This is a genomic window from Intestinimonas sp. HCP28S3_D6, from assembly GCF_052065695.1.
Classification (GTDB): Bacteria; Bacillota; Clostridia; order Oscillospirales; family Oscillospiraceae; genus Intestinimonas.
Map to the genome: position 1 here is coordinate 1 of NZ_JBQHTM010000068.1, position 11,798 is coordinate 11,798.

Below are 11,798 nucleotides of genomic sequence, written 5' to 3' on the forward strand. Positions count from 1 at the left end.
AAAAAAAAGGGGGGGGGGGGCGGGGCGCCGCCCCCGCTTGGCGTCTCCTATTTGATCGACCCATCGTTACCGGGCGAAAGCGCCGGTCCTGTGATCACAATGGGAGCGATACCAAAGTTCTTTTTGATTCTTTTTCTTACAAGAAAAAGAATCAGCACAGGCCGTAACCGGCGGGGACCTTGTCGTCCAGCATGAGGAGGTGGAGCTTCTCGGAGCCGTCGGGCTCCTCCTTGACGGCGGAGATGAGCATGCCGTTGGACATGATGCCCATCATCTTCCGGGGCTTGAGGTTGGTGCAGGCCACCACGGTCTTGCCCACCAGGTCCTCGGGCTCATACCACTCGTGGATGCCGGAGAGGATCTGCCGGGGGAACTCCTCGCCGCAGTCCAGGGTGAACCGCAGCAGCTTGGCGGACTTGGGCACGGCCTCGCAGGCCAGGACCTTGGCGGTGACGAACTTCACCTTGGCGAAATCGTCAATGGTGATATACTCGGGCTCGGCGGGCTTCTCCGCCTTGGCGGCCTCGGCCTTGGGGGCTTCGGCGGCCTTGGGCGCCTCGGGCTTCTTCTCCAGGCTCTCCAACTCCTTCAGCTCCTTCTCCATGTCGATGCGGGGGAAGAGATTCTCCCCACGGTGGATGGTGACGTCGGCGGGCAGCACGCCGAAGGTGGCGGCGCTCTCCCAGGTGCGGCCGTTCTCACCGGCGCCGATCTGGGCGAAGATCTTCTCCACCGTGTCGGGGATGAAGGGGGTGAGGAGAACGGCGGCGATGCGGATGCTCTCCAGCAGGTTATACATGACCCGGGCCAGACGGGCCTTCTGGTTCTCGTCCTTGCCCAGGACCCAGGGCTTGGTCTCGTCGATATACTTGTTGGCCCAGGAGATGAGGGCAAAGACGTCCATCAGGGCGTCCTGGAAGGCGTACTTCTCCATGTGGGCCTCGTACTTGTCCCGGAGGCCGGAGGCCAGGGCGATCAGCTCGGCGTCCTCGGGACCCTCAGCCTGCTCGGTGGGGAGCTTGCCCCCCTCGAAGTACTTGCCCGCCATGGACACGGTGCGGCTCACCAGGTTGCCCAGGTCGTTGGCCAGGTCCACGTTGATGCGGGAGATGAGGGCCTCGTTGGAGAAGTTGCCGTCGGAGCCGAAGGGGAACTCCCGGAGGAGGAAGTAGCGCAGGGCGTCCACGCCGTAGCGCTGGGCCAGGATGACGGGGTCCACCACGTTGCCCTTGGATTTGGACATCTTGCCGCCCTCCAGGAGGAGCCAGCCGTGGCCGTAGACCTTCTTGGGCAGGGGGAGATTCAGGGCCATGAGGATGGCGGGCCAGATGATGGAGTGGAAGCGGACGATCTCCTTGCCCACAAAGTGGACGTCGGCGGGCCAGTACTTGTCGTAGTCGTGGTACTTGTCGTTGCCGTAGCCCAGGGCGGTGATATAGTTGGAGAGGGCGTCGATCCACACGTAGACCACGTGGCCGGGGTCGAAGTCCACGGGGACGCCCCAGGTGAAGCTGGTCCGGGAGACGCACAGGTCCTCCAGGCCGGGCTTGATGAAGTTGTTGACCATCTCGTTGACCCGGCTCCGGGGCTCCAGGAAGTCGGTGTTCTCCAGCAGGTCCAGGATGCGGTCAGCGTACTTGGAGAGGCGGAAGAAGTAGGCCTCCTCCTCGGCGTCCTGGACCTCACGGCCGCAGTCGGGGCACTTGCCGTCCACCAGCTGGGTCTCGGTCCAGAAGGACTCGCAGGGCTTGCAGTACTTGCCCACATACTTGCCCTTGTAGATGTCCCCCTGCTCATAGAGCTGCTTGAAGATTTTCTGCACAGCCGCCTCGTGGTAGTCGTCGGTGGTGCGGATGAAGCGGTCGTTGGAGATGTTCATGAGCTTCCACAGGTCCAGGATGCCGCCCTTGCCCTCCACGATGTTGTCCACGAACTGCTTGGGGGTGACGCCGGCGTCCTTGGCCTTGTCCTCGATCTTCTGGCCGTGCTCGTCGGTGCCGGTGAGGAACATGACGTCGTAGCCCTGGAGACGCTTGTAGCGGGCCATGGCGTCGGTGGCCACGGTGCAGTAGGTGTGGCCGATGTGGAGCTTGTCCGAGGGGTAGTAGATGGGGGTCGTGATATAGAACTTATCCTTCATGGGGTCTTTCCTCCCTATTTGTATTCTGCTGTGTGCTCAGACGCTTGCCCCCCGGCATTCGCGGCCCCAGGGGACGGCCCAGGTTGTGGAGCAGGGCCACAGAGGAGGCGGCGAAATAGAAGAAGCACCCGGCGTACAGAAGCAGGAAGGCCGGCTCATGGGTGTCGGCCAGGGTGACCAGGGCGAAGTACATGGCCTCCGCGGAGAAGAAGGCGGCGGCGGCCGGCCGGCCCCGGCCGAAGCCGAAGCCGGAGAGGAAGTAGCAGCCCAGCACCGCCGCGATGACGGCGAAGAGCTGATAGACGTAGTCCAGGATGATGGGGTCGCCGCTGTGCTCCTGGTAGGAGACGATGAGCCACATGCAGCAGGTATAGGCGGGGATGAGGAGCCAGGCGCTGTACTTGCCCTGACCCTCGCCCCGGTAGTTGTTCTTGCCCAGCATGAGCATGGACCAGGCGGAGGCCAGGCAGAGGACGGCCAGGAGCACCTTGGGCACCAGGCTGAACATGGGGAAGCCGCCGGTCTCCAGGGAGGCCTGGGCGTAGAGTCCGGGGAGTTGGAGGAGGAGCAGGACGCCGGCGGCGGCGGTGAGGAAGGCCCCCGCCGTCATGCCCATCATGTAGGGGGCGGCGTCCCTGGCCTGGAAGGCCTCGTCGTAGCCGCCCTGAAAGCCCTTGCCGGTGCCCAGACACAGCAGAAGCACCGCGGCGGCCACCACCACCGAGAGGGCGATGAGGGCCCAGGTCACCGTCATACCCTCAATGGGGAGGCCGGTGTCCGGCTCAAAGGCGGTGAGGAGCTCCTGCCGCCGCAGAAAAAAGCCGATGGCGCCGCCCACGATGGCGGTCACCGGCAGGATCAGTTCTTTGCGCATGCGCTACAGTCCTCTCAAATAGGGTCCTTGGAAATGGTACTCCCATCACGGCGCTGCCGCCCTGAAGAAAGTACATACGATGGTAGTATATCACAATTTTGGGTCCGTGTCAGTACGCCCCAGCAGATAATCCAGCGATACGTCAAAAAAATCCGCCAGCGCGATAAGCTTTGCAATGTTCGGTTCGTTTTTCCCCTGCTCATAGAGCTGATAGGTCCGCAGCGCGACTCCGCAGGTATCGGCGGCCTCCCACTGCTTTTTGCCCCGGGCATTCCGTACTTCCCGAAGGCGGTCAGAAAATGGGACCATAGTATCCCCCTCTTGACAAACGAATGATTTCTTCGTATAATGAATACGTAGCAAAACTACGTATTCGAGGTGAGAGATTTGAACTCTGTCCTTGATTTCATCAATGAAGCCAGTACGCCCCACCCACCCTATCCTGGGGAGGAGACAGCCCGAAAAGCCCTGGACCCCTACTGCCGGAAGGTGGCGGAGGCCCTGTCCGACGGCTTTCTGGACGAGTTCTGGTCGGCTCTGGGCCGGCTCCAGGACTGCTATACCAACGAGGCCTTTCGCCGGGGCTTCTGCCTGGGCGCCGCCCTCATGGAGGAGCTGCGCGGTGAGGGCTACGTGTGGGGCGGCACGGGCGTTACGGAGTAAACCCGGGACGCAAGCAACCTAACAGCAGAGCAGCCTGGGGGGTACTTCCAATAGGGGGGAGCCGCAGCTCCCCCCTGTGCTTGGCCGTTTCAAGGGGGAGAGTCCAGAGAGGGGGGAAATCGGAATCCCCCCTCTCTGGGGTGTCTTTGGTTCCTTTCTGCACAAGAAGAAAGGAACGCCCCGGGCAGGGCAGACAACAATACAATTATAAATCGTTTTTGTTTAGAAGAAAATCATTCCTCTGATATTTTCAATGGAACACGGCCTCCGGCGGGCCCCTTTCTGAATGACCAGAAAGGGGCGAAAGAGTCAGTCAAGGAGGGGGATTTCGATTTCCCCCTCCTTGACAATCCTCCCCTTAAAACGACCAAACATAGGGGGGCCGCGGCCCCCCTATTGGATGTACCCCCCGGGGCTGTTCTATCGCTGCGCTGCTTGCACCGTCGGCTTACTTCGTAACGCCGCCGGTGCCCGGAGGGTAGGGGACCACTGACGGGCGGCCACAGGCCGCCCCTGCAAACGGGAAATATTCTTACCCCTGAGCGCTCTCCTGGGCCATGCGCTCCAGGTACTCGTCATAGGTCATCTGGCGGTCCACCAGCTTGCCGTCGGGGGTGAAGTCGAAAATGCGGTTGGCCACGGTCTGGACCAGCTGGTGGTCGTGGGAGGAGAAGAGCACGTTGCACTTCACCGCCTCCAGGCCGTTGTTGACGGCGGCGATGGACTCCAGGTCCAGGTGGTTGGTGGGCTGGTCCAGCAGCAGCACGTTGGCGCCGGAGAGCATCATCCGGGAAAGCATGCACCGCACCTTCTCACCGCCGGAGAGGACCTTGACCTGCTTGTAGACGTCGTCGCCGGAGAAGAGCATCCGGCCCAGGAAACCCCGGAGATAGGCCTCGTGGGGGTCGGAGGAGAACTGGCGGAGCCACTCCACCAGGTTGTCGTCGTTGTCCTTGAAGAACTCGGTGTTGTCCTTGGGGAAGTAGGAATAGGTGGCGGTCTGGCCCCACTTCACGGTACCCTCGTCGGGCTCCCACTCGCCGGTGAGGATCTTGAAGAGGGCGGTGTGGGCGTTCTCGTTCTCGCCCACGAAGGCGATCTTGTCGCCGTGGTTGACGGTGAAGCTTACCTTGTCCAGCAGCTTGATCCCGTCCACGGTCTTGGAGACCTCAGTGACGAAGAGAATATCCTTGCCCACCTCACGGTCGGGGGAGAAGGACACCCAGGGGTAGCGGCGGGAGGAGGCGGGCATCTCCTCCACGGTGAGCTTATCCAGCAGTTTTCTTCTGGCGGTGGCCTGCTTGGACTTGGACTTGTTGGCGGAGAAGCGGGAGATGAACTCCTGCAATTCCTTGATCTTCTCCTCGTTCTTCTTGTTCTGGTTCTTGATGAGGTTCTGCACCAGCTGGGAGGACTCATACCAGAAGTCGTAGTTGCCCACGTACATCTTGATCTTGTTGTAGTCGATGTCCACGATGTGGGTGCAGATGGTGTTGAGGAAGTGGCGGTCGTGGCTGACCACGATGACGGTGCCCTCGAAGTCCAGCAAAAAGTCCTCCAGCCAGTTCACGGCGTTGATGTCCAGGTTGTTGGTGGGCTCGTCCATCATCAGGATATCGGGGTTGCCGAAGAGGGCCTGGGCCAGCAGGACCTTCACCTTCAGACGGCCGTCCACGTTCTCCATGATGTCGTAGTGCATGGACACGGGGATGCCCAGGCCCTGGAGGATGCGGCTGGCGTCGGACTCAGACTCCCAGCCCCCCAGCTCGGCGTACTCCTCCTCCAGCTCACAGGCCCGGATGCCGTCCTCCTCGGTCATCTCCTCCTTGGCGTAGAGGGCCTCCTTCTCCTTGCCGATGTCGTAGAGGCGCTGGTTGCCCATGATGACCGTATCCATGACGGTGTAGGCGTTGTAGGCGTTCTGATCCTGCTTGAGGATGGACATGCGGGTGTTGGGCAGGATGGACACCTCGCCGGAGGTGGGCTCCAGCTCCCCGGACAGGATTTTTAAGAAGGTGGACTTGCCGGCGCCGTTGGCGCCGATGATGCCATAGCAGTTCCCCTTGACGAACTGCAAATCCACATGGGAAAAGAGGGCCTGGCCGCTGTACTGTAAGCTGAGGTCGGTGACTGTGATCATGTCATACTCCTTAAATATTACACTCTATTTCCGCCGCCCTGCCGGAAGACGGCTTCTGTGGGCCGCTCTCTCCCGGCGCGGCCGTAAACGCCCCAATAGTATATCATAATTCTGGCACAAAACAAGGGTTTTTCCTTGTCCTCGCATCGTCCTCGCAAAGTCCGCTGCGCTCTGTTTCCCCCTGACGGCAAAAATGGCCGCCCCTCGTCGGGACGGCCATTCTGGTTTTTGTGGGGAAGGAAACTTAATACGCCACGCCCCAGTAGACCATGTGCTTGGCGGGCTTGCCGCAGATGGGGCACACGTCGCCCAGGTGCTCCTGAGCGAAGGGGATGCAGCGGGAGGTGACGCCGGCCTCCTCCTTCATGCGGATCTCACAGGCCTCGTCGCCGCACCACATGGTCTTGGCGAAGCCGCTCCGCTCCTGCATCTTCTCCCGGACCTCCTCCAGGCTGGAGCAGGCGTAGGTGTTGTCCTCCAGGTTCTTCTTGGCCTTGGCGTAGAGGCCGTCGTGGATGGAGTCCAGCATGGCGGCCACGGTGTCCTCGATGCCGTCCAGGGAGACGAAGCTCTTCTCGCCGCTGTCCCGGCGGACCAGGACGCACTGGTTCTTCTCGATGTCCTTGGGACCCAGCTCCAGGCGGAGGGGGATGCCCTTCATCTCGTACTCGGCGAACTTCCAGCCGGCGGACTGGTCGGAGTCGTCCATCTTCACCCGGAAGCCGGCCTTGACCAGGCGGTCCATGACGGCCCGGTTGGCCTCCAGGACGCCCTCCTTGTGCTGGGCCACGGGGATGATGACCACCTGGATGGGGGCGATGCGGGGGGGCAGCACCAGGCCGTTGTTGTCGCCGTGGGTCATGATGATGCCGCCGATCATGCGGGTGGACACGCCCCAGGAGGTCTGGTGGGGGTAGTGGAGCTGGTTGTCCTTGCCGGTGAAGGTGATGTCGAAGGCCTTGGCGAAGCCATCGCCGAAGTAGTGGCTGGTGCCGGCCTGGAGGGCCTTCTTGTCGTGCATCATGCACTCCACGGTGTAGGTCTCCTCGGCGCCGTTGAACTTCTCCTTGTCGGTCTTCTGGCCCTTGACCACGGGCATGGCCAGCACGTTCTCCAGAAAGTCGGCGTAGACGTTCAGCATCCGCTGGGTCTCCTCACGGGCCTCCTCGGCGGTGGCGTGCATGGTGTGGCCCTCCTGCCACAAAAACTCCCGGTGGCGCAGGAAGGGTCGGGAGGTCTTTTCCCAGCGGAGGACGGAGCACCACTGGTTGTAGAGCTTGGGCAGGTCACGCCAGGAGTGGATGATGTTCTTGTAGTGCTCACAGAACAGAGTCTCGCTGGTGGGGCGGACGCAGTAGCGCTCCTCCAGCTTGTCGCTGCCGCCCATGGTCACCCAGGCGCACTCGGGGGCAAAGCCCTCCACATGGTCCTTCTCCTTCTGGAGGAGGCTCTCGGGGATGAGCACGGGCAGGTACACGTTCTCATGGCCGTACTTCTTGAACTCGGCGTCCATCATGCGCTGGATGTTCTCCCAGATGGCGTAGCCGTAGGGGCGGTAGATGAACATGCCCTTGATGCTGGAGTAGTCGATGAGCTCCGCCTTCTTGCACACGTCGGTGTACCACTGGGCGAAGTCCACCTCCATATCGGTGATCTGCTCCACCTGCTTCTTGTCCTGTGCCATATATCTCAATCCTTTTCCTCGAAAATGTTTGTGTGGTCCATTTTATGTGCCCCGGCGGGAAAAGTCAAGCCTTCCCGGGCATTTGTGGCCTTTTCTCTCCGTTGATAAGCCGGGCCAGGGTCCGGTTCAGCACGGCGAAGTCGATGGGCTTGGAGACGTGGGCGTCCATGCCCGCCTCGGTGGTCTTGGCGATGTCCTCGGCAAAGGCGTTGGCGGTGACGGCGATGATGGGCACCGTGGCCGCGTCGGGCCGGTCCATGGACCGGATGGCCTGGGCCGCCTGGCAGCCGTCCATCTCGGGCATCTGCATATCCATGAGGACGGCGTCGATGGAGCTGGGCGGGCTTTCCGCGAAGCGCTCCACCGCCTCGGCGCCGTTTACCGCCGGAATCACCTCCATCCCATTCATGGTGAGGATGGACTGGCTGATCTCCATGATGAGCTCGTTGTCCTCGGCCAGGAGCACCCGCTTTCCGGTGAGGTCCACGGCCTCCTCCTCCAGTACCGGCTCCTCCGTCCCCTCCTCCGTCCGGACGGCCTCCATGGGCAGGGTCACCGTGAAGCGGCTCCCCTTCCCCAACGTGCTCTCCACCGTGATCTCGCCGCTCATCTGCTGGACGAGGCTTTGGACGATGGGCATGCCCAGGCCGGTACCGGTGACCGTCTGGGAGGTGAACCGGGTCTCCCGGGTATAGGGGTCAAAGATGTGCTCCAAAAACTGCTCCGACATGCCGATGCCCGTATCCTCCACGGTGAACTGATATTTGCTGTGCTGCTGGAAGTGGAACTGCTTCACCGTTACCTCTACCCGGTCTCCGTTCCGGCTGTACTTGAAGGCGTTGGAGATGAGGTTGTTGAGGATCTGCCCCAGCTTGTGGGGGTCGCCCTCCACCATGGTATCGGTGATCTCCAGCTTCACCGAGAAGTTCCGGTCGTCCTTTTCCGCCATATCGTAGAAGACGGCGGTCAGATCCTCCACACACTGCCGGAGATCGAAGCGCCGGCAGTCCAGGGTGTTGCGGCCGGACTCCAGCCGGGAGAGCTCCAGGATGTCGTTGATGAGGGTGAGCAGCTGCTTGCCGGAGAACTCGATCTTCCGCATGTAGCCGTCCACCTTCTCCTGGTCGCCCCGGTCCCGCTGGGCCAGCTCGGAGAGGCCAATGATGGCGTTGAGGGGGGTGCGCATATCGTGGGACATGTTGGAGAAGAAGGCGTTTTTTGCCCTGGTGCTCTTCTTGGCGGTGTCCAGGGCCTCCTGGAGGATGCGCATATGCTGGAGCTGCTGGCGCTTTTCCAGGTCCACCTCCCGGAAGCAGAGGATGACCTCGTCCGGGGCCCGGCCGCCGTCGTAGAGGGTGCGGACGTTCACCCACTTGTAGACCTTCCCAAAGCGGCGCTGGTAATCCCCACCGTATTCGGGGATCCGGGCGGCCACCCGCTGGCGGATGCTCTCCAGGGAGAAGGCCAGGGCGAACTCGTGGAAGGTGTCGGGCTCCACCAGGGTGCCGATGATGTCGATGAGGCTCTGGTAATCTCCCGTCTCCGGCAGGGTGCCCACCATGTCCGGGGAGAGCTTGATAGCCTCATAGGCGCCGGTTTTGTAGTTGACCCGGTAGATGGCATAGAAGGAATCGCCCAGGATGTGAATGGTGCTGTCGGCCCGCTGAATGCGCCGGCTGTTCACCAAGTCCCGGAGCACCATAATCACCATAACCGCCATCACCAGCGCGGAGATGACCACCAGCACCATGACGGGGAGGTTGCGCTCTCCCATAAGGACAGTCTGGAAAGGAATGGTGAGGATAACGGTCCAGCCGTTGCTCATCTCATAGTAGTAGACCCCCCGCTCCACCCCTTCGGGGTCCCGGAAGGAGGCATCGTAGGCCAGCAGAGACCCGTCCTGTATGCCCTGGAGCAGCTCATCGGTAAAGTGCTGGAGCTCCTCGTCGGATACGTTCCACTTGGTGATGGCATAGAGGAGGGTGCCTTTAGAGTCACACAGGTAGACCGAGCCGTTTTCGGGCAGGCTCTTGCTCCCCGCCAGTTCGTGGAAATTCTGAGGATAGATGTCCATGGCTAACACATTGTTGGAGCTTTGAAACCTTCTCGCCACCGTGATGACGGGCTTTCCGGTAATGGCGTCGATGTAGGCGTCGGTAAAGATGACCTGCCCGTGGGCCTCCAGCGCCTGACGGTACCAATTTGTATTTTGATAGTTATAGCCCCCATCCCCTTCCCAGGGATTGGCGGCCACAATGGCGCCGTCAATGACGGCATAGGGGTCGATGACGTTCTCGCCCACAATGGAGGTGATCTTGGTGAAATAGCTGTGGAGCCACTGCTGGAGCTCCTCCGTCTCCGCGCCGGCGCGGCTCATCTCCTCCACATACTGGCTGCCCAGGTCCAGGAAATTCCGGAAGGTGGCCACGCGGAGCTCCTCCTCGGCGGCATAGCTCTCCGCCAGGGACATGCCCAGGTCCTGGGTGTTCTGGAGCAGCTTGGTGCGCACCAGGATCACGCCAAAAATGAGCATGCTCACACAAGCGATCATCAGCAGGATGCTCAGCGCCGTATTGATGGACCCTCTCTTGCCGCTGTTCACAGCAGTCTCCCCTTTTCTACACCTCTGCCGCCGGATGCCCCGCCAGCTTTCTTACGCCTTATCATCATACCGCCAAATATTTGGAAAGTAAACGAAAATCTGTCTTATCTGCTGCAAAAGAAACCTTATACCTCTGCCGGCCGCCGGCCGGAACTGGCGCTTGACTGCGTTGAGCCGCCCCGCCCAGTCCTTGGTGAAAGCCTCGGCAGAACAGGAGGCAGACTGCAAAAAGATCGCCCCGGCTCAGTTGAGCCGGGGCGATTGCTGTTATTCTATGCGCTCCGCAGGGACCCTTACTTGCGGGGGTTCTTGATGGCGGCCTGCGCCGTACATACCTTGTGTATATAACGATGTACATTTTGAATTAGAGCTGTCCGGGCAGCTCACTGACGCAGGCTGCCCGGAAAAGGGATGGTGTGCCCCTCCTCATCAGCAAAAGGACCAAAGTGTAATTTGCTATCCATAGAGCAGGTCGTGTACTTCCTCTGACCGGCTAAATTCAGAAAGGCAACTGTGGGCTGCGGAGAAAAGTCCAAGCACCAGGCAAAGCGGGAATCAGACAGTGGTGTAACCTGTGAAACAAAGAGATCAATGAAATCCTCGCTTACCAGACCGTCATGCATTTCAACTGCTTCGCACAACGCTGCCTCAATGGCTTCCATATCCAGGCGTCCGGGATTGTAGTCCTCTGAAGCAATTTGAGCTTTGCTCTGACGAAGGGCCTCCATCTGCTGCTGAATTTCTATGGTCCGCTGGAGGAACTTATCCTGCTCAATCTCTCCACGGGCACGGACCACAACCAAGTCATCCAGCTGTTGTTGGAGCAACTGAATAGAATCATCTTTCGCTTTCATCAAATCTGCTCGACGATCTGCGTCTGGCTTGTAGCAAGCATCCAGCATTTTGCAGGTCTGGAGGACGATTTCTCTTTGGTCTCCCCATACCCTCTCAAATATTTTGGAGGCCATCAGTTCCAGCTTGCTTTGTCCAACCGGCTTGATCTCACAGATAGGTGTTGGATTGCCTTGTTCATTCTGAAGGCGGATGCGGGGGGTATCATGGTGTCGCTTGCATTCATATCCATAGATAGGCTTTCCTGCATTATTGGTTCTCCAACGATGTCGAAGCATGGGAGAACCGCAACGACACCTCATTTTTCTGCCCCATACATTCTGAGCCTGCTGAACACCAAAACTCCGCGTGCGGCCTTTTTCATCCGTCAGCCGTTTGGTCCTGCTGCGACGAATGGCGTTACACCGCTCGTACTGCTCCTCTGAAATGATCTGAGGAAAACCGCCTTTTACATAGACGAACTCACTCTCGTCGCGCTTGATCCGTTTTTGCTCCAAATAGTTGTTGGAATAGGACTGACAGTAAACTGTGTACCCCAAATAGTTTTTACGCTTGATGATTTTTGATACCTTCCCAGCATCCCATTTGACCTTACCCACCCCGTTTTTGCGTCCAAGGCGGGTCAGCTCTTTTGCTACCAAGGTTTCACCCATACCGGAATCATAGAGGTCAAAAATCATTTTTACGGTTTCCGCTTGATCGGGATCAATCTCGAACTGCTTGGTGAGTTTGTTCCTAGGGAACCTCTGAATAAAAGCCTTTATCCTGTTTCTACTCAATGTATTAGCCGCCATTTGCGCTTGGTTAAGGTGATTTCAGTGCAAAATAGCCATTATTTATCTG

The 11,798-nt window shown here is 59.8% G+C and carries 8 protein-coding genes; 1 reads left to right on the top strand and 7 read right to left on the bottom strand.

Translation table 11 applies throughout. The features are described 5' to 3' along the window. Positions 1 to 151: 151 nt before the first annotated feature. The 3 genes from metG to ACTNBK_RS15530 form a co-directional block, all read right to left on the bottom strand. Complete coding sequence (metG, locus tag ACTNBK_RS15520; RefSeq protein WP_441147473.1) at positions 152 to 2,140, bottom strand: methionine--tRNA ligase; 1,989 nt, start codon at positions 2,138 to 2,140, stop codon at positions 152 to 154. Next, positions 2,130 to 3,014, bottom strand: a complete 885-nt coding sequence (locus ACTNBK_RS15525; protein WP_441147475.1) for a hypothetical protein — start codon at positions 3,012 to 3,014, stop codon at positions 2,130 to 2,132. Before ACTNBK_RS15525 ends, metG begins: the two co-directional genes overlap by 11 nt. 90 nt (positions 3,015 to 3,104) lie before the next feature. After that, positions 3,105 to 3,323 carry a helix-turn-helix domain-containing protein gene (locus tag ACTNBK_RS15530; protein WP_441147477.1) on the bottom strand — a complete coding sequence of 73 codons (219 nt, stop codon included), beginning with the start codon at positions 3,321 to 3,323 and terminating at the stop codon, positions 3,105 to 3,107. A 78-nt stretch (positions 3,324 to 3,401) separates the two neighbouring features. Here ACTNBK_RS15530 and ACTNBK_RS15535 point away from each other — a divergent pair, with 78 nt between their 5' ends. Beyond that, positions 3,402 to 3,677, top strand: a complete 276-nt coding sequence (locus ACTNBK_RS15535; RefSeq protein ID WP_441147479.1) for a hypothetical protein — start codon at positions 3,402 to 3,404, stop codon at positions 3,675 to 3,677. A gap of 532 nt (positions 3,678 to 4,209) precedes the next feature. Here ACTNBK_RS15535 and ACTNBK_RS15540 read toward each other — a convergent pair. The 4 genes from ACTNBK_RS15540 to ACTNBK_RS15555 all read right to left on the bottom strand — a co-directional run bounded on the left by ACTNBK_RS15540 (position 4,210) and on the right by ACTNBK_RS15555 (position 11,734). Beyond that, a complete protein-coding gene (locus ACTNBK_RS15540; RefSeq protein WP_441147481.1) occupies positions 4,210 to 5,817 on the bottom strand; it encodes an ABC-F family ATP-binding cassette domain-containing protein in 1,608 nt (535 codons plus the stop codon). A gap of 244 nt (positions 5,818 to 6,061) precedes the next feature. Next, complete coding sequence (gene proS, locus ACTNBK_RS15545; protein WP_441147482.1) at positions 6,062 to 7,501, bottom strand: proline--tRNA ligase; 1,440 nt, start codon at positions 7,499 to 7,501, stop codon at positions 6,062 to 6,064. A gap of 64 nt (positions 7,502 to 7,565) precedes the next feature. Then, the gene (locus ACTNBK_RS15550; RefSeq protein WP_441147484.1) at positions 7,566 to 10,103 is read right to left on the bottom strand and encodes a hybrid sensor histidine kinase/response regulator; all 2,538 of its coding nucleotides are present in this window, start codon (positions 10,101 to 10,103) and stop codon (positions 7,566 to 7,568) included. Between the two features lie 383 nt (positions 10,104 to 10,486). Continuing rightward, positions 10,487 to 11,734 (bottom strand): recombinase family protein, encoded by a 1,248-nt coding sequence (locus tag ACTNBK_RS15555; RefSeq protein WP_441147486.1) that lies wholly within the window; start codon positions 11,732 to 11,734, stop codon positions 10,487 to 10,489. Positions 11,735 to 11,798: the final 64 nt, after the last annotated feature.